Source organism: Bradyrhizobium sp. R2.2-H, assembly GCF_004346455.1.
Lineage (GTDB): Bacteria > Pseudomonadota > Alphaproteobacteria > Rhizobiales > Xanthobacteraceae > Bradyrhizobium > Bradyrhizobium diversitatis.
This window is the reverse complement of record NZ_SMBR01000004.1, coordinates 317,354-335,201: the sequence shown is the minus strand read 5'-3', so window position 1 is coordinate 335,201 and position 17,848 is coordinate 317,354. Positions and strand designations below refer to the sequence as shown.

The window sequence follows — 17,848 nt, the reverse complement described above, 5'->3', positions numbered from 1 at the left end:
CGACGGACCGCTTGATGTCTTTCCAGGAGCTCAAGCCATCGTCGGCCCTCGAGCTCAGGGCATATGACATCGACCATTTCGGCGAGACCGAGAGATATGCCGGCGCTTCCAGCATGCCGTTGTCGGTCGGGGCGACGGCAATCATGCGGGCTCGGCTGAGCCTGCCGACCCTGACCCTCTCTCTGGTGAAGACCTTGCCGAGGATCGTTCGCGGCTATCAATTGACGGATGCCGCCGCCGTCGTGGTGCCGATGGATCAGGTGACCTCGGCCCGCATCAACGGGCAATCAATGGGCCGTTCCATCGTCGTCCTGACGGGCAGCTCCGATTGCCTGGTCTATGAGCCGGAGGGCCGGCTGATGGCTGTCGTGTATCTCAGTCCACCGCAGCGCGAACCCTGGGCGCAACTGGGTGACGGCTATCGCCTGGTGAACCCGCCGTCGGACATTCTTGCCTCGCTGCGCCGCCTGATCTCCGTCACACTGGAAATCGCGGCACATGATCCGGACTTCCTGAACGAGCCGATGTCGCTGACCGCCGTCGAGCAGTCCCTGCTCAGCACGATGGACTCTGCGCTGCGCACCAGCGCGAGCGGCGGACCTGCATCGTCCGCCACGGATGGCTATCGGCGGATCGTCGCGGACATGGAAAGATTGATCCGGCATGACCCGACGGTCTGGCCCAGGACGCCCGAACTGGCCGCGCAGGTGGGCGTGTCCGTCCGGACTCTCCAGAGCGCGACACAGGCCATTTGCGGCATGAGCCCGCATCGCTACAGCCGGGTCCTGCGGCTCTGGTCGGTGCGCAAGCAGCTGCGCATCGGTCCTGGGCGGCGCAGTGTGAAGGCCTGCGCAATTGCGCACGGCTTCTGGCATCTGAGCGAGTTCGCCGCGAGTTACAGGGCGGCCTTCGGGGAGCTGCCGTCCGAGACCCTGCACCGCGCAATGCGGGAAACGATCTAGCCGCGCCCACCGCCCCAGTCGCCCAGCACCGCCTGAACCAGCGCCAGGGCCGCCACCGCGGCGGTGTCGGCTCGCATGATCCGGGGGCCGAGGGCCAGCCGCAGGATCTTGGGCTGCCGCAGCAGCAATGCTCGTTCCTCCTCGGCGAAGCCGCCTTCGGGGCCGATCAGCACGTCAATACCTCCGCCGGCCTCACAGGTGTCTTGCAGGCTCTGAACGGGGTCCTGGACCTCCGCCGCCTCATCGCAGAAGATCAGCAACCGGCCCGCGGCGCGCTGGCTCAAAAAGCGCTCCAGCGGCACCGGCTCGGCAACGGTGGCGATGCTGAGGATGCCGCATTGCTCGGCCGCCTCGACCACGTTGGCGCGCATCCGCTCGGTATTGACCCGGGAGGCCTGGGTAAACCGTGTCAGGACCGGCTGCAGGGCGGCGGCGCCCATCTCGATCGCCTTCTGCACCATGTAATCCAGCCGGGCATGCTTGAGCGGCGCGAAGACGTAAGTGAGGTCGGGTAGTCGGTCCTGGGGCCGGGTCTGCTGGAGGATCACGAGGCCCTCCGGCCGCTTGCGGCCTTCGATCGCCGCCTGCCACTCGCCGTCACGGCCGTTGAAGGCCAGGACTTCGGCCCCCGCGGCAAGACGCAGCACGTTGCCGAGATAGTTGCTCTGGTCGCGGTCGAGCGGCACCCTGGCGTCCTGGACGAGGACGGCATCGACGAACAGGCGGGGGGCGCGAAAATCGTGGGAGGGCATCGTCAGAAGTCCGATTTGCCGCCGTTCTTAACCGAAACCAGTAGTTTTGGGGGTAAATATCGCCGGATTGGTGCGTCCCAGCGCCGCGCTCTTGCCCTATTCCACGGGTTGTTAAGGGCCGGCGGGAATCGTAGAAAAGCGAACACGCTGGTCGCGCTTCAATTGGGAAGACGCCGCCCCCGTAAGCTCCTGCCGGAGAGACCGCCTTCATGATCCGTCGTCTGATGGTTCCGATCACTGCCGCCATGGTCGCCATGGGTGCCGCGGGCGCCCAAGCGCAAAGCGCCTTCCCGGCGCCGCTGCCCGGCCAGGCTGCTACCAGCTCCCCCTTTCCGCCCGTGAACGGCTCGGCACCCGTCGCCTCCGTCGGCACGACGCCGCAATCGTCGTTTCCGGTGAACGGCGCCGCCCCGGTCGGCGGTGCCGGCGCCTTCAGCGCGGCTCCGCCGACGCAAGCCGGTCCCGGCGAGGACTGCATGAAGGCGTTCATGCCCCTGCGCGAAGAAGCCGAGAAGCGCGGCAAGCTGATCAAGGCGGCGAGCGACCGTCACGCGCCGCCGGACGAGGCCTGCAAGCTGATTCGCAATTTCAGCCAGGCCGAGACCAAGATGATCAAGTACATCGAGACCCACGCCGCCAAATGCGGAATCCCGGCGCAGGTCGGCGCGCAGATGAAGGACGGTCACAAGAACACAGAGGCGATGGCGGCGAAGGTCTGCAACGTCGCGCTGCAGATGCAGCAGCAACAGGCGCGTCCGGCCGGCCCGTCCCTGAGCGAGGTACTCGGTTCGGGCTCTGCGCCCGAGGTCAATGCCGGCAAGAAGGGCGGCAGCACCTTCGATACGCTCAACGGCAACGTCCTGACCCGATGATACACCTGCCGCCGATTTGAAGTTCCTACGATGCTTGCCGCGCTATCCTCATAGGAACTTCAAGTCGATAAGCGGCACGTGAATTATGGTTTTCTTGCTAGTGCCCTTGTAGTTTTCGAAGTTCGTACCGGAACACGCCGCGATGGAATACGAACTTCGAAAACTGGGCACTGGCACATCCGCCCGCGTTGCCGATTCCACCGGCAACTGGGTCGATACGCTCGCGCCGCATTGGGCGCGGCCTTACCTGCGCCTATCCCGCTTCGACCGTCCGATCGGCTCCTGGCTTCTCCTGATGCCATGCTGGTGGTCGGCGGCGCTCGCCGCCGGCATGGCGCATGACGTCCGCGGCCTGCCGCTCACCATCGTGCTGTTCTTCATCGGCGCCTTCGTGATGCGCGGGGCGGGCTGCACGTGGAACGACATCACCGACCGCGATCTCGACGACAAGGTCGAGCGCACGCGCTCGCGGCCGTTGCCGTCAGGGCAGGTGACCACGAAGCAGGCGCTGGCCTTCCTGGTCGCGCAGGCGCTGATCGGTCTCCTGGTGCTGCTGCAGTTCAACCGCTTCGCGATCGCGACCGGCATCGCCTCGCTTCTGATCGTCGCGATCTATCCCTTCATGAAGCGCATCACCTGGTGGCCGCAGATCGTGCTCGGGCTCGCCTTCTCATGGGGCGCCTTGATGGGATTTGCCGTCACGTTCGGACACATCGACGTCACCGCGCTCGTGCTCTATGCCGGCGCGATTTCCTGGGTGATCGGTTATGACACGATCTACGCGCATCAGGATGCCGAGGACGACGCGCTGATCGGCATCAAGTCGACCGCGCGCCTGTTCGGCGCGCACACGCACCAGGCGCTGATCCTGTTCTACGGGCTCGCGGTGATGTTGATCGGCATCGCGCTGGCCTCTGCCGATGTGCGCTGGCCGGCCTGGCTTGGGCTCGTGGCCTTCGCCCTGCATCTGGCCTCGCAGATCGTGCGCCTGAAGATCGAAGATCCCGGACTGTGTCTGCGCCTGTTCAAGTCGAACAGGGATGCTGGCCTGCTGCTTTTTGCGGGATTGCTGGTCGACGCGGTGATGCGAGCCGCGTAGGTCTCGTAGGGTGGATTAGCGAAGCGTAATCCACCTCTTCTGTTGCCGCGGAAATATAAGAGGTGGGTTACGCCTTCGGCTAACCCACCCTACGGCACCTTCAATTCCGCGCGATGATCTCGCGCTCGCCGTTATGAACGGTGAGTTCGCGCGTCATCGCAACGCGCCGGCGCATCAGGAATTTCGGGCGGCGGGCGCGGATCGCGTTGGCACGGCGACGGCGCGGCGCGGGCTTGCGGGCGCCTTCGTCGAGCTGCGGCAGCGCGAAGAGCTCGCTCCAGATCGCCCAGGCTTGCGCGATCTCGTCGGCATCGGCGCCGACCAGCAGCGGAATGGACAGCGAGGGATCGCGATGCACGAGGACGAGCGTCTGCACTTCGTCATTGCCGCGCAAGGCGACGCCGGTGAAGTCGGCAACGCGCACGTTGATCGCCATCTGCATGCCGCGGACGGCACGGCGCAGCACGACACGCTCGCGATGAAGCTCGATCTGCCTGACATGTCCGTCGGCGCGCGGGTCATGCGCATCGAAGCGGACCGGAAGGGAAAGGGGGTCGAGCCGCAAGGAGCGGCTCGACCCGGCGGGAGTGATCCCGCATGTTGCTGTTTGACGCCTCACGGCTTTAGTTCTCCCCGCCGGGATTATGTTCCCGGTCGATGCGAGGACCTTAGCGCGGCCCTTTCCGAAACCGCTTAAGAAGCCTGGTTAACCCACCGTCACCGCTGCTCATGATTGACAAGACCTTGGCGCGCATGATTGACGAGACGTTGCGCCGAAGTTGCGAATCTGAGCTTTTGGCAGGCTGAAAATGCTTGAAGTCCGCGCCGTCAGGGCACATCTGTGGGTTCCGGTCCCGAACCCCGCCCCAACAGGATTTCGTTCGTGAACTCTTCACCAAGCTCGACGACCACCCATCGCGACCTGTTCGATCAGTCCGCGCTCTCCGATCTCGCGCAGCGGCTGGTCGAGGCGGCGAGGCGCGCCGGTGCGGATGCGGCCGATGCGGTCGCGGTGCGCGGCGTCTCGCAAGGCGTCGAGGTCCGCGACGGCCGTGTCGAGGAATCCGAGCGGTCGGAGGGCGACGATGTCGGCCTGCGGGTGCTGGTCGGCCAGCGCCAGGCGGTGGTCTCGACCAACGACGTCAGCGGTGATGCCGTGACCAAGCTTGCCGAACGCGCGGTCGCGATGGCACGCGTGGCGCCCGACGACAAATATGTCGGCCTTGCCGATCCCGCCCTGCTCGCGCGCGATTTCCCCGATCTCGACCTGCTCGATCCCGATGTGCCGGCGACCGCCGAGCTCGAGCGCCGCGCGCTCGCGGCCGAAGCTGCGGCGCTCGGCGTGAAGGGTGTGACCAAGTCCGGCGGCGCGTCGGCTTCCGCCGGCATCGGCGGCATGGTGCTCGTGACTTCGACCGGCTTCCACGGCTCTTACCTCCGCTCCAGCCAGGGCATTTCCGCCACCGCCATATCGGGCGAAGGCACCGGCATGGAGCGCGATTACGACTTCACCTCGGCGCCGCACGGCGCCGATCTGTTGTCGCCGGAGACGGTCGGCCGTTCCGCCGGAGAGCGCACCGTGGCGCGCTACAATCCGCGCAAGGTCGAGACCTGCAAGGTGCCGGTCGTGTTCGATCCGCGCGTCGCGGGCTCGCTGGTCGGCCACCTCGTCGGCGCCATCAACGGCGCCTCGATCGCGCGCAAGACCAGCTTCCTGAAGGACAGGCTCGGCCAGCAGCTCTTCGCCAAGAACATCCGCATCATCGACGATCCCTTGCGCAAGCGCGGCCTGCGCTCGCAGACCTTCGATGCCGAGGGCGTCGCGGTGAAGAGGATCGCGCTGGTCGACGACGGCGTGCTGACGACCTGGCTGCTCGATTGCGCCACCGCGCGCGAGCTCGGCCTCGCCACCACCGGCCATGCCCATCGCGGCGTCTCCTCCTCGCCGTCGCCCGGGCCGTACAATCTGCATCTCGAGCCCGGAACGCCGACTCCTGCTGAATTGATCTCGGATATCAAACAGGGCTTCTACGTCACCGATTTGATCGGCTCCGGCGTCAACGGCGTCACCGGCGATTACAGCCGCGGCGCCTCCGGTTTCTGGATCGAGAACGGCGAGATCACCTATCCCGTCAGCGAAGTCACGATCGCCGGGCATCTCTTCGAGATCTTCAAGTCGATGCAGCCCGCAAACAATCTCGAGTTCCGCTATGGCATCAATGCGCCGACGGTGCGCATCGAGGGTTTGACGCTTGGCGGACGCTGATCGAGCAGAGGCGAGTTGGCCCACCTCTCCCGTAGGGAGAGGTCGGATCGCATCGCAAGATGCGATCCGGGTGAGGGGTTACTCTCTCTCGTGGGACCTGCGCCCCCTCACCCGATTTGCACTCGACGATGCTTCGCATCGCGAGGAGCAAATCGACCTCTCCCCGATGGGGAGAGGTGGTCCTCGCATGCGGCTCGGTTGACCCGATGACGCCTGTTCTCGACGAAACCATCCTGGCCCGCGACGCGGCGCTGCTGAAGGACACGGTGCGGGAGGCGGGCGCGCTCGCGCAGTCGATGTTTCGCACCGAGCTGAGGAAGTGGACCAAGGGCGCGTCCTCGCCGGTGTCGGAGGCCGACATCGCGGTCAACGATCTCCTCGAAGCGCGCCTGCGCGCGGCGACCCCGGACTATGGCTGGCTGTCGGAGGAGAGCGCCGACGATGCGGCACGGCTGTCACGGCGGCTGACATGGATCGTCGATCCCATCGACGGCACGCGCAACTATCTGGGCGGTCATGACGAGTGGTGCGTCAGCGTGGCGCTGGTGGAGGACGCCTCGCCCGTTCTCGCCGCGGTGTTTGCACCGGCGAGCGACGAGTTCTTCTTCGCGGTGCGCGGCCAGGGCACGACGCTCAACGACAAGCCGGTGCGGGCGACGTCCGGATCCGAGCTCGACTTCGCCCGCGTCGCCGGCCCGAAGCCTCTGGTCGAGCGGCTGAAGCCGTCACTCGGCGAGATCAAGCTGCATCGGCGAATCGGCTCGCTGGCGCTGCGGCTGTGCCGGGTGGCCCATGGCGCGCTGGATGCGGCTTTTGCGGGGGGCAACAGCCATGATTGGGACCTTGCGGCGGCCGATTTGATCGTGCAGGAAGCGGATGGTAGGATGAGCGACCTCTCCGGAGAACCCATCCTCTATAACCGCCGGGAAGTGGCGCACGGAGTGCTGGTGGCAGCGGGACGCGATCGTCATGCGGGCATTGTCGCGCATTTTCGCAACCGTCCCTTGGCCTGAAGCGCTTCGTCGTGCTTGTCGGACACTGCTTTGCCGGGCAGCCCGCTAGGAACAGAACTCATGCCAGATAGTGCCCCGCAACAACTGCTCCACCTCGTCATCGGCGGCGAACTCGTCGATCTCGAGCACAACATCTTCAAGAATCTGGATGACGTCGACATCGTCGGTCTCTATCCGAACTATGCCGCCGCCCACGCCGCCTGGCGGGCCAAGGCGCAGAGCACGGTCGACAACGCACAGATGCGCTATTTCATCGTCCATCTCCACCGGCTGCTCGACCCGAATCAAGAACCGGCGCGTTGAAAAGACTGCTTCGCAATACGCTGCGAAGCAGCTGGTTTCAGCGTGCCGTCGGGGTCCTGGCGGCCGAATATCTGCGCCTGGTCTGGCGGACCAACAAATTCACGTTGGATCCCTCGGACGTCTATGGACGCGTCGAGCCGCAGCTCCCCGCGATCTTCGCGTTCTGGCACGGCCAGCATTTCCTGACGCCCTTCATCAAGAATCAGGACAAGGCCTCCTATCGGGCCAAGGTCCTGATCTCGCGCCATCGCGACGGCGAGTTCAATGCGATTACGGCCGAACGGCTCGGCATCGGCACCATCCGCGGCTCCGGCGACCACGGCGGGGCGTTCCATCGCAAGGGGGGTGTGGGCGCCTTCAAGGAAATGGTGCGGACGCTCCAGGCCGGTTGTAATGTCGCGTTGACCGCCGATGTCCCCAAGCGCTCGCGCGTGGCGGGGCTCGGCATTATCATGCTGGCACGGGAATCGGGACGGCCGATCATGCCTTTCGCGATGGCGACCAGCCGCTTCGTCCGGCTCAAGAACTGGGACCGCACCACCATCAATCTGCCGTTCGGGCGCGGCGCATTGGTCGGCATCAAGGAAATCCACGTTCCCGCAGATGCCGACGCCGCCGCGATGGAGGCGTTGCGGCAGGAGCTGGAAGACACGTTGAACGAAGCGACCCGCCGCGCCTACGCCCAACTCGGCCGTCCGGGACCGGAAGATGCCTAAGTCGCTGCCCATTGCGCTGCCGATCACGCTGCGGATGTATCGGCGCCTGGCCTCCGGCCTGGTGCCGCTTGCGCCTGCACTGATCAAGCGGCGGCTGAAGCAGGGTAAGGAGGATCCCGCCCGCGTCGGTGAGCGGCGGGGGCTGTCCCGCGACGTGCGGCCGCATGGCCCGCTGGTCTGGATTCACGGCGCCAGCGTCGGCGAAGTGCTGGCCGCGGCGGCGCTGATCGGGCGCCTGCGCGATCTCAATCTGCGCATCCTGCTCACCTCGGGCACCGTCACCTCGGCGGCGGTGGCGGCAAAGCGCTTTCCGCCTGACGTGATCCATCAATACATACCGTATGACTCTCCGCGCTATGTCGCGCGTTTCCTCGATCACTGGAAGCCGTCGCTGGCGCTGTTCATCGAATCCGACCTGTGGCCGAACCTGATCCTCGCCGGCGCGGCGCGCCGGGTGCCGATGGTGCTGATCAATGGACGGATGTCGCCGCGCTCCTTCCCGCGCTGGCGGCGCATGCACGGCACCATCTCGGCGCTGTTGTCGCGGTTCGACATCTGTCTTGCGCAGTCGAAGACTGATGCCGAGCGCTTTTCCGCGCTCGGCGGCCGCGACGTCGTCACCACGGGCAATCTCAAGCTGGACGTGCCGGCGCCGCCGGCCGATCCCGCAAAGCTCGAACGGCTGATGGCGATGACGCGCGGGCGTCCGATCATCGTGGCGGCCTCGACCCATCCGGGCGAGGACGAGATGCTGATCGCCGCGCATCGCAGCCTCTCCGGTTTCTTCCCGCAGCTTCTCACCGTGATCGTGCCGCGGCATCCGGATCGCGGCTCCGCGATCGCAGGCCTGGTCACGTCCTCCGGCCTGAAGCCCGGCTTACGCTCGCGCGAGGAACTGCCGACGGCCACGACCGACGTCTATGTTGCCGACACCATGGGCGAGCTCGGCCTGTTCTATCGTCTCTCGCCGATCGTGTTCATGGGCGGATCGCTGATCCACCATGGCGGCCAGAATCCGATCGAGGCGATCAAGCTCGGCGCGGCGATCGTCCACGGTCCGCACGTCTTCAACTTCGCCGACGTCTATGAAGCGCTCGACGGCAGCGGCGGAGCGCGCCAGGCCGATACGCAGGAGGCGCTGGTCAAGCAGCTCGGCCTGCTCCTGGCCGAGCCGATGGTGCGCGACAAGATGCAACGCGCCGGCTCAGGCGTGGTCGAGCAGCTCGGCGGTGCGCTCGATCGCACCATGACCGCGCTCGAGCCGTATCTGCTGCAGTTGCGGATCGAGATGGGGGCTGCGAATGCGTGAGCCGGCCTTCTGGTACCGGCCACACTCCCCGCTATCGCATGTCCTCTTTCCGCTGGGTGCGCTCTACGGCGCCGTCACCGCATGGCGCATGCAGCGCGACGGCGTGGACGCGGGCCTTCCCGTGATCTGCGTCGGCAACTACCATGTCGGCGGCGCCGGCAAGACGCCGACCGTGCTGGCGCTGACGAAGCTGCTTCGCGAGCTCGGCGAGACGCCGGTCGTGCTCAGCCGCGGCTATGGCGGACGGCTGAAGGGTCCGGTGATGGTGGACCGCGCCCGTCATACCGCGGCCGACGTCGGCGACGAGCCCCTGATGATGGCGCGCGACGTCCCGGTCGCAGTCGCGCGCGACCGACTCGACGGCGTCGCGCTGGCGAAATCGCAGGGCGCCACCGTGATCCTGATGGATGACGGTTTCCAGAACCCGCGCCTTCTGAAGGACGCGTCGCTGATCGTGATCGACAGCGAGCGCGGCCTTGGCAACGGCCAGGTGTTTCCCGCGGGCCCCCTGCGCGCGCCGCTGCAGGCGCAACTCGCGCGCACCGACGCGCTGGTGCTGATCGGCGATGGCCGTGCCGCCAACGATGTCGCGGCCGAGCTTGCCAAGCGCGACAAGCCGGAGCTGCGGGCCCGCCTTAAGCCGGTTGCGGCCTCGCTCGCGCAGCTGTCCGGCAAGCGGGTCTTCGCGTTCGCCGGCATCGGCGACCCCGAGCGCTTCTTTCGCACCCTGCGCGCCAGCGGCATCGCGGTCGCGCGCACGCGCGCTTTCGCCGACCACCACTTGTTTTCGGAAGGCGAGATCGCGGCGCTCGCAGCGGATGCCCAGCGCGAGCAGCTCACGCTGGTGACGACCGAGAAAGACCTTGCACGCCTGCGCGGCCGCGCGGACGTGCCCGAGGGCATCGTGCCGTTCGCCGTTCAACTCGAGTTCGACGAGCCGGCAAAGCTGCGGCAATTGATCAGCGATCATCTCTACAGGGCGCGCGAGCGCAGATTTTCCAGGCGCTGATCTCGTAGGTCTCGTAGGTCTCGTAGGGTGGGTTAGCTCTGCGACTGCGCGAAGCGAAGTCGCAGGGCGTAACCCACCGACTTCGTCCCGCATTCGCCGATGCATGGTGGGTTACACTGAGCAGATGCGCTTCGCACATCTGCCCAGCCAACCCACCCTACGGCACCTGCCATGCGGGAGTGATCGCCGGTCTTGGGCCGCTTCAGTTCGGCATGCCCTGACCGGTCTTGCGGTGTGCGTCCGCTCCCTCATCGTCGCCCTGCTTCGAAGGATGATGATCCGCTTCGAGAGTTTCGGAGCGTTGAGCTGCGATCAGAAGCTGTTTGCGCATCTCGGCGAGACGGGCGCGGCAATATTCACGATAGAGCAGGTCCAGTATGGCGGGCATGATCACCCCCATCGTTTGACTCTCAATTTACAGAAATTCCACCGCGAATTTTCGCGATGATCATAGCGCGTCAGATGGCTCTTCGATATGAGCCCGTTCACAGACCGTGCCAATTCCGAAGCTCGATGGATGTTGGTGGAATTGATCGCTGCGCGCAAAATGGAACAGGGCTGATGACCTGACATGCACTTTAGCAGCGATCTGTTTGGCCGAGACTTCATCGAACAACTTGAGGGTGCCGAACGGCAAAGAAAAATCCAACCGCAGCGTGCGTCTTCTCGGTCCTGCAGGTCATTCAGGCCGCATTCATCGCAAGACTTCTATCGGTTCGGACGATCGGGAGAATGCGATGAAATTGCCGTTTGCGACTGTCGCCGCCAGCCTCGTGTGTCTGATCATTGCGCCTGTGTTTGCTGCGCAAGCGGCGCCGTCCGCTGCTCCGGCAGAGACGGTGCCGGTTCCCGCCACCAAGCGGGTCACGTGCCTGGCTACGACGCAAAGCCTGAAGGGACAGGACAGGCGCGACCAGCTGCAGCTCTGTATGGCGCAGGCGCGGGTCGATTGTCTGAAGCAGGCGATCGATCAGAAAATCGTCGGAGAGGCCCGGAAGGATTTCATCAAGACCTGCGCAGGCTCGTCGGATGGCACGGCGCAGCGATAGCCGCGCGCCGCGGACGTTACGCCTGCGGCTTCAGCGCGCCGGGGAAGTGCCGCTGCAGCACCGCGGCGGGGGTGGCGTAGGCCTCCTGCAGATCCACGCTCCAGTACTTCAACTCGTCGAGCGGGATCCGCGTGTCGGTGATCGCGCAGCGCACGAAGGTCCCCGGCGAGATCACGCGGAAATCGCCGTCGAGATACTGCACCTGCGCTTCGCCATGGCCCGAGGGGCCGAACTTGTTCAGCACGGTCGAAAGTCTCCGTGGAAGGCCCCTCCCAGGAAGAACCCTGGAGGGCGCGATGTGTTGGCTTGAATGTAGCATAGATAGGGGTGGCTTGTCCGCCCGTCAAACCCACCGGTTCGTGATGTTTTACCGCCGTTTCTGCGTGATAAGGCTTCGAGCGAAGGATCGCTGGTTCCGGCATCTTCTCCGGCAGAGTCCGATGCGCTTTCGACTGACCGCCCTGTTCCTGGCGCTGCTGATATCGGCCGCGCACGCCGCGACGGCGCCGCAGCCGGTCGACATTCCGCTCGCGTCCGGGGTCCTCCATGCGCAGCTCTACAAGCCCGACGGCGCTGGCCCGTTTCCGACCGTGATCGCGCTGCATGGCTGCGGCGGCCTCGGTGGCCATTCCGATCCGGTGCTGCCGCGCTATCGGGATTGGGCCGAGCGCCTGCTCAGGGCGGGCAATGCCGTGCTGCTGCCGGACAGCTACGGCTCGCGCGACCTCGGGCCGCAATGCCGCGTCAGGGAGATGCATGTCAAGGCGCGGCGCGATCGCGTCGCCGATATCGCGGCCTCACGCGCCTGGCTGATGAAGCAGGCCTGGGTGGCGCACGACCGCGTCAGCCTGATCGGCTGGGCCAACGGCGCGAGCGCACTGCTCTGGGCGGTGCGCCCGCAGAGCGCAGCGCGCGATCTCACCCCGGATTTCCGCGCCGCGATCGCGTTCTATCCGGATTGCCGGATCTCGGCGGGTCTGGGGTGGAGCACGCGGGTCCCGACGCTGGTGCTGATCGGCGCCGATGACGACGTGTCGTCGCCGCCGGCCTGCCGCCAGATGGTGGACGGCGCGCGCGGCCGCAGCGCGCTCGCGCGCATCGTGGTCTATCCCGGCGCCGATCACGATTTCGACCGCGCCGGCACGCAGCTGCACGCAGCAGCCGAGCATACGGACGCCGAGGCCCGCGCGGCCTCGCAGAAGGACGTTGCGCAATGGCTGGCGCGGTGAGGCGGATGAGCGGGCCTGCCGCGCCGCAGCTCGGTAGAGCGAAGGCGGGGCCGCCCGAGGAACAAATGGGGCGGGCAGCCCCGCATCGACCACCGCCCTGCACGGAGTATGGCCGACCGTTACTCTACGGACCCATGCCGCGCCGGTTTCAGCTGTGACCGTGCCATCTTTCGACCACGATAGCGGCTAAACGAATTCACATGCGCAACCGCATCGTCCTCTTCGCCGCCGCCCTGATCGTCTTCACCGTGGCGATCTTCCTGTTCGAAGCCCGCGCCGGCGCGCCAATGCTGGCGCCGGATCATTGCGGCTTCTGGACCACGATCGACGCGGGATTGTCCTGCCGCTGAGAGCCGGTGTCGGTCACCAAAACCTCGACCGTCGTCCCGGCGAAGGCCGGGACCCATACCGCGTGATCTATCAATTGCGGGCGGTCGGAGTACCGAACGACGAGTCTTCGCCAAACTCCTTCCTGTGGTTATGGGTCCCGGCCTTCGCCGGGACGACACCGAGCGAGAGGCACCGTCCTCGCTTCTCAGAACAAACTGCCCTGATCCACCTTCTTGGCCACGCGCTTCGGTGCCGGCTTCGTCTCCTGCGCGGCCGGCTTGGGTTGCGGTGGCGCGCGCGTTGCGGCGGGGTCCGCGCGATCCGCATCCGCCGTCGCGCCGACGCGGCCATCGGCGAATTCGATCTCGACGCGCGCGCCGGGGCCGATCGCCTCCGCCGCATGCACGGGATGCCCCGCCTCGTCGCGCACCAGCGCAAAGCCGCGCGCGAGCACGCTGCGGTAGGACAGCGCGGACAGCAGCTTGCCGCTGTTCTCGACCCTTGTGTCGAGCCGGTGCAGCAGCGTCGCCAGTGCGCGTTCTGCGCGTTCAGCCAGGCGATGGGTGCGCTCGCGCTGGCGCGCAATCGCGTTGCGCTGGGCCTGCGCGTTGGAGAGCTTCGAGGCGCGCAGCCGCACCTCCAGCCCGGCAAAGCGGTCGCGCCGCCGCCGCAGCAGCGAGCGCGCGGAGAGACCAAGCCGCTCGCCGCACACGGTGAGGCGGTGATCGGCCTGCGCGATCTGGCCGTGCAGCACCCGCAGCGTCAGCTTCGAACTTGCCGCAGTGAACCGGCGGAAATGCGCATGCGTGTTGGCCTTGAGGCAGCGGGGTAGCGAAGCGCCCGCCGAATCCAGCCGCTGCCGCGGAATCGCGAGCAGATCGCCGGCCGCCGGCAGGGCGCGCGCGGCGGCGCGCAGCTCGCTGCGGCGGCTCTCCTGGGCGCGCTGCCAATAGGCGCGGGTGCGCCGGCCGAGATCGGCGACCTCGACGAACAGTTCGCTGCGCACCGGCACCGCCATCTCGGCCGCCGCCGTCGGCGTCGGCGCGCGCTTGTCGGCGACGAAGTCGATCAGCGTGATGTCGGTCTCGTGCCCCACCGCCGAGATCAGCGGGATCATGCTCTCGGCCGCCGCGCGCACCACGATCTCCTCGTTGAACGACCAGAGATCCTCCAGCGAGCCGCCGCCGCGCGCGACGATCAGGACGTCGGGGCGCGGAATCTTGCCGCCCGGGGCAATCGCGTTGAAGCCGCGGATCGCGGCCGCGACCTGCTCGGCCGAGCCGTCGCCCTGCACCTTCACCGGCCACACCAGCACGCGGCGGGGGAAGCGGTCCTCCAGCCGGTGCAGGATGTCGCGGATCACGGCGCCGGTCGGCGAGGTCACGACGCCGATCACCTCCGGAAGCCAGGGCAAGAGCTGCTTGCGCGCCTCGTCGAACAGCCCTTCGGCGGCGAGCTTCTTCTTGCGCTCCTCCATCAGCGCCATCAGCGCGCCGATGCCGGCCGGCTCCAGCACCTCGATCACGATCTGGTATTTCGAGGAGCCCGGATAGGTCGTGAGCTTGCCGGTGGCGATCACCTCGAGCCCCTCCTGGGGCTTGAAGCGCATCCGGGAGTGCACGCCCTTCCAGATCACCGCCTCGATCTTGGCGCTCTCGTCCTTGAGCGCGAAATAGCAATGGCCGGAGGAGTGCGCGCCGCGAAAGCCGGATATCTCGCCGCGGACCCGGACATGGCCAAAGGCATCCTCGACCGTCCGCTTCAGGGACTGCGAGAGCTCGGAAACGGTGAATTCGGGGGCGTTGAGCAGTGGTTCCGCAGGCGGCATCGGCAAACGATTCGGCATGTTGGGGTCGAGCCCGACGTTAGGGATTTTCGCAAGCCAGCGCCAATCGATTCGGCGAGACGTGGAACCAGTCCCGTCGAGGGCTGCTTGACTCGCCCGTGCTTTCATATATGAAAGTTAAAAATCATATATGAACTCAAAGGAGGAAGCGGACCCGATGACCGTGGCCGATCCCGACGATCCAGCTCGACGCATGTTTGCGCAGTACCGGCTCAAGCCGAACAGCGGGGTCAATCCGCCCTATTCACCGGCCTATCCCGTGGAGTGGGGCTGCACCTTGCGGACCGTCGAGATCATGACCCGCGTCGCGCCGGGCAAGGTCGCCGCCCTGCTGGCCGACACGCCGTTCGAGATCGCCAGCGATCGCGTCGCCTTCCGCTTCATGCGTTCGCCCGGCCACTCCCTGGCCGTGCACGCGGGCGAGATGTTCGATCTGATGATCTCCGTGCCTGTCCGGTACAAGGGGCTGTTCACCGAGACGCATATCTTCATGTATTGCAGCGATCCCATGGGGATCTGTGCCGGACGCGAGGTGTTCGGCTACACCAAGAAGGACGCCCATTACGCCTTCGACGAGCATCCGGACGGCTCGATCACCGGGTGGGTCCGGCGCCGCGGAATTCCACTCGCCGATTTCGCCTTCACACCGGATGCATCCGCACCCGTCGTCCGCATCGTTGATGGCGACGAGCTGCCGGCCGGCGAAATCCATGTGCGTCGTTTGCCGCATCCCGAGCGCCTCGGCATCGCCTATGCGGACATCGCCTATCGCCGCACGCCGTTGAAATACTCCAAGCCGGTGCCGGGCCGTGCCGCGATGACGCTGCACGCCAGCGAGTACGATCCGATCGTCGAGCTCGAGCCAGAAATCCTCGGCGCGCATTTCATGGTGTCGGAGGTCTATGGCGGCGGATTCGAGGTCGAGGACCGGCGGCTCATCGAGCGGCTCATTCCCTGACGACAAGATCAGCCTGCGCGCGATGTACGTGCGGGCGGCGAATACCGGGAAGAAACACGCGCGAGGCAAAGGAGGGATTCGACATGGAAGGACGATTTCGGGTGAGCCGCCGCCGGCTGCTGGCCGGCGCCGGCGGATTTGCTTTGGGCATGACGGGACTCGGGGCGCGGGCGCAGGAGGCAAAGCCGCTTCGCATCGGCGTGCTGACGGACATGTCCAGCCTCTATGCCGATGTCACCGGTCCGGGCTCGCTGCTGGCGGCAAAAATGGCGGTCGAGGATTTCCAGGCTTCGGGTCCGAAGATGACCCGGCCGATCGAGATCATCAGCGGCGACCACATGAACAAGGCCGATCTCGGCGCCAACATCGCGCGCGAATGGATCGATCGGCAGAGTGTCGACGTGATCGTCGATGCGCCGAATTCGGCCGTCGCCCTCGCGGTCCGCAACGTCGTGCAGCAGAACAACAAGACTCTGCTGGTCTCCGGCGCCTCGTCGTCGGACCTGACCGGCAAGTCCTGCTCGCCCAATCTCGTGCACTGGACCTACGATACCTACGCGCTGTCGTCCGGTGTCGCGCGCGCTGTCGTCGAGAGCGGGGGCAAGAGCTGGTTCCTGCTCACCGCCGACTACGCCTTCGGCCATGCCATGGAAGGCGACATCAAGAACGTCGTGCAGAAATTCGGCGGCAAGGTTCTCGGCGGGGTCCGCACGCCGATCAACACGCAAGACTTCTCTTCCTTCCTGTTGCAGGCCCAGTCGTCGAAGGCGGAAATCATCGCGTTGATCAATGCCGGCGGCGATACCATCAACTCCATCAAGCAGGCGGTCGAGTTCGGCATTCCGCAGGGCGGCCAGCGCGTGGTGGCGACGGTGCTGTATCTCAGCGACGTGCATTCGCTCGGCTTGAAGATTGCGCAAGGGCTTCAGTTCACCGAATCCTTCTACTGGGATCTAAATGACGACACGCGCGCCTGGACGAAGCGGTTCGCGCCGCGCAACAACGGCCGCTATCCGACCGCGCTGCATGCGGGCGCCTATGCCACGACGCTGCACTACCTCAAAGCCGTCGACGCGCTCGGCGCCTCCAGCGACGGCAAGGCCGTGGTCGAGCAGATGAAGAAGCTGCCGACCGATGATCCGCTGTTCGGCAAGGGCAGCGTGCGCGCCGACGGTCGCAAGCTGCACAACATGTACCTGTTCGAGGTGAAAAAGCCCGAGGAATCAAAGCAGCCCTGGGACTACTACAAGCTGGTCAAGACCATCGCGCCATCAGAGGCCTGGCGGCCTCTGGCGGACGGCGGCTGCGAGTTCCTGAAGTCGTGACCGGGAGTGACCGGCCGCCGGTCGCGCTGGTCACCGGCGGCGGGGGCGATATCGGACGCGCCATTGCGCTGAGGCTGGCGCGGATGAGCGCTGCGGTCGCGATCGTCGATCGCGACGAAGCGGCTGCGCGCGCCACTGCGCAGCTGGTCGAGGAGGCCGGCGCGAGGGCGCTCGCCATCCGCGCAGATGTCTCGCTCGCGCAGGATACGATCGCCTTCGTCGAGGCGGCCGAAGCACGTCTGGGGCCGATCGGCATCTTCGCCAACAACGCGGGCATCGAGGGCGTCGTCGCTCCTCTTCACGAATACCCCGACGAAACCTTCGATCAATTGCTGCAGGTGAACGTCAAGGGCGTGTTCCTCGGCCTCAAGCACGTGATCGCCAGGATGATGCAGCGCGGGACTGGCGCAATCATCAACACCGCATCGACCTCAGCGATCCGGGGGCGCGCAGGCCTCGCCGGCTATGTCGCCTCCAAGCACGCCGTTCTCGGGCTGACACGCACGGCGGCGCTCGATGTCGCCGGGACCAGGATCAGGGTCAACGCCGTTCTGCCCGGACCGGTCGAGTCGCGCATGATCCGGGAACTGGAAGGCCAGGCGCGTGACACCGCCATTGCGTTGCGCCGAAACGTTGCGACCGCGCATGGGCGGCCGCAGGATGTCGCGAACGTCGTCGCTTTTCTCGCCTCCGACGAGGCTGCCCACGTGAATGGTGCCGCCTGGGTCGTGGACGGCGGGATGACGCTGGGCTAGGGCGTGCGCTCATTGAAACAATGTCGGCCTCCAGAGGGACGGCCGGAAGTCTCCT

At 66.2% G+C, this 17,848-nt stretch carries 20 protein-coding genes; 15 read left to right on the top strand and 5 right to left on the bottom strand.

From position 1 onward, the window contains the following. Positions 1-113 precede the first annotated feature (113 nt). Positions 114-962 (top strand): helix-turn-helix domain-containing protein, encoded by an 849-nt coding sequence (locus EDE08_RS12570; RefSeq protein WP_245524778.1) that lies wholly within the window; start codon positions 114-116, stop codon positions 960-962. On the opposite strand, the gene EDE08_RS12565 is transcribed toward EDE08_RS12570, so the two are convergent. Beyond that, the gene (locus tag EDE08_RS12565; protein WP_131869143.1) at positions 959-1,714 is read right to left on the bottom strand and encodes a 16S rRNA (uracil(1498)-N(3))-methyltransferase; all 756 of its coding nucleotides are present in this window, start codon (positions 1,712-1,714) and stop codon (positions 959-961) included. The two genes, EDE08_RS12570 and EDE08_RS12565, sit on opposite strands and share 4 nt — an antisense overlap. A gap of 209 nt (positions 1,715-1,923) precedes the next feature. Here EDE08_RS12565 and EDE08_RS12560 point away from each other — a divergent pair, with 209 nt between their 5' ends. After that, positions 1,924-2,586, top strand: coding sequence for a hypothetical protein (locus EDE08_RS12560; protein WP_131869144.1), 663 nt, complete (start codon positions 1,924-1,926; stop codon positions 2,584-2,586). 142 nt (positions 2,587-2,728) lie between these two features. Continuing rightward, complete coding sequence (gene ubiA, locus EDE08_RS12555; protein ID WP_131869145.1) at positions 2,729-3,685, top strand: 4-hydroxybenzoate octaprenyltransferase; 957 nt, start codon at positions 2,729-2,731, stop codon at positions 3,683-3,685. A 100-nt stretch (positions 3,686-3,785) separates the two neighbouring features. On the opposite strand, the gene EDE08_RS12550 is transcribed toward ubiA, so the two are convergent. Further along, positions 3,786-4,304 carry a DUF6101 family protein gene (locus EDE08_RS12550; RefSeq protein ID WP_131869146.1) on the bottom strand — a complete coding sequence of 173 codons (519 nt, stop codon included), beginning with the start codon at positions 4,302-4,304 and terminating at the stop codon, positions 3,786-3,788. A 264-nt stretch (positions 4,305-4,568) separates the two neighbouring features. Between EDE08_RS12550 and EDE08_RS12545 the strand changes: the two genes are divergently transcribed. The 6 genes from EDE08_RS12545 (at position 4,569) to lpxK (ending at position 10,301) form a co-directional block, all read left to right on the top strand. Further along, positions 4,569-5,951, top strand: a complete 1,383-nt coding sequence (locus EDE08_RS12545; protein WP_207912974.1) for a TldD/PmbA family protein — start codon at positions 4,569-4,571, stop codon at positions 5,949-5,951. Positions 5,952-6,157: 206 nt separating this feature from the next. Beyond that, positions 6,158-6,964: a 3'(2'),5'-bisphosphate nucleotidase CysQ gene (locus EDE08_RS12540; protein ID WP_131869148.1), complete on the top strand. Its 807-nt coding sequence runs from the start codon at positions 6,158-6,160 to the stop codon at positions 6,962-6,964. A gap of 60 nt (positions 6,965-7,024) precedes the next feature. After that, positions 7,025-7,267 (top strand): DUF4170 domain-containing protein, encoded by a 243-nt coding sequence (locus EDE08_RS12535; protein WP_028179575.1) that lies wholly within the window; start codon positions 7,025-7,027, stop codon positions 7,265-7,267. Further along, positions 7,264-7,983, top strand: coding sequence for a lysophospholipid acyltransferase family protein (locus EDE08_RS12530; RefSeq protein ID WP_131869149.1), 720 nt, complete (start codon positions 7,264-7,266; stop codon positions 7,981-7,983). Before EDE08_RS12535 ends, EDE08_RS12530 begins: the two co-directional genes overlap by 4 nt. Then, entirely contained in the window at positions 7,976-9,292 is a 1,317-nt protein-coding gene (locus EDE08_RS12525; protein WP_131869150.1) for a 3-deoxy-D-manno-octulosonic acid transferase, read from the top strand. The genes EDE08_RS12530 and EDE08_RS12525 overlap by 8 nt, the downstream gene beginning before the upstream one ends. Next, a complete protein-coding gene (gene lpxK / locus EDE08_RS12520) occupies positions 9,285-10,301 on the top strand; it encodes a tetraacyldisaccharide 4'-kinase (RefSeq protein WP_131869151.1) in 1,017 nt (338 codons plus the stop codon). The genes EDE08_RS12525 and lpxK overlap by 8 nt, the downstream gene beginning before the upstream one ends. A gap of 202 nt (positions 10,302-10,503) precedes the next feature. On the opposite strand, the gene EDE08_RS12515 is transcribed toward lpxK, so the two are convergent. Next, positions 10,504-10,701 carry a hypothetical protein gene (locus EDE08_RS12515; protein ID WP_131869152.1) on the bottom strand — a complete coding sequence of 66 codons (198 nt, stop codon included), beginning with the start codon at positions 10,699-10,701 and terminating at the stop codon, positions 10,504-10,506. A gap of 193 nt (positions 10,702-10,894) precedes the next feature. Here EDE08_RS12515 and EDE08_RS12510 point away from each other — a divergent pair, with 193 nt between their 5' ends. Further along, the gene (locus EDE08_RS12510) at positions 10,895-11,350 is read left to right on the top strand and encodes a hypothetical protein (RefSeq protein ID WP_502700592.1); all 456 of its coding nucleotides are present in this window, start codon (positions 10,895-10,897) and stop codon (positions 11,348-11,350) included. A gap of 16 nt (positions 11,351-11,366) precedes the next feature. Here EDE08_RS12510 and EDE08_RS12505 read toward each other — a convergent pair whose 3' ends face one another. Then, positions 11,367-11,594, bottom strand: coding sequence for a DUF2093 domain-containing protein (locus EDE08_RS12505; protein ID WP_131869153.1), 228 nt, complete (start codon positions 11,592-11,594; stop codon positions 11,367-11,369). A 196-nt stretch (positions 11,595-11,790) separates the two neighbouring features. On the opposite strand from EDE08_RS12505, the gene EDE08_RS12500 reads away from it, so the two are divergent. Beyond that, positions 11,791-12,579 (top strand): dienelactone hydrolase family protein, encoded by a 789-nt coding sequence (locus EDE08_RS12500; protein ID WP_165935889.1) that lies wholly within the window; start codon positions 11,791-11,793, stop codon positions 12,577-12,579. Between the two features lie 200 nt (positions 12,580-12,779). Continuing rightward, entirely contained in the window at positions 12,780-12,929 is a 150-nt protein-coding gene (locus EDE08_RS12495) for a hypothetical protein (RefSeq protein WP_131869154.1), read from the top strand. Positions 12,930-13,114: 185 nt separating this feature from the next. On the opposite strand, the gene xseA is transcribed toward EDE08_RS12495, so the two are convergent. After that, a complete protein-coding gene (xseA, locus tag EDE08_RS12485) occupies positions 13,115-14,737 on the bottom strand; it encodes an exodeoxyribonuclease VII large subunit (protein ID WP_165935921.1) in 1,623 nt (540 codons plus the stop codon). Between the two features lie 175 nt (positions 14,738-14,912). On the opposite strand from xseA, the gene EDE08_RS12480 reads away from it, so the two are divergent. The 3 genes from EDE08_RS12480 (at position 14,913) to EDE08_RS12470 (ending at position 17,793) form a co-directional block, all read left to right on the top strand. Next, positions 14,913-15,713 carry an acetoacetate decarboxylase family protein gene (locus EDE08_RS12480; protein ID WP_207912972.1) on the top strand — a complete coding sequence of 267 codons (801 nt, stop codon included), beginning with the start codon at positions 14,913-14,915 and terminating at the stop codon, positions 15,711-15,713. Positions 15,714-15,862: 149 nt separating this feature from the next. Further along, entirely contained in the window at positions 15,863-17,038 is a 1,176-nt protein-coding gene (locus EDE08_RS12475; protein WP_131869424.1) for an ABC transporter substrate-binding protein, read from the top strand. After that, entirely contained in the window at positions 17,035-17,793 is a 759-nt protein-coding gene (locus tag EDE08_RS12470; protein WP_131869156.1) for an SDR family NAD(P)-dependent oxidoreductase, read from the top strand. The genes EDE08_RS12475 and EDE08_RS12470 overlap by 4 nt, the downstream gene beginning before the upstream one ends. Positions 17,794-17,848 lie beyond the last annotated feature (55 nt).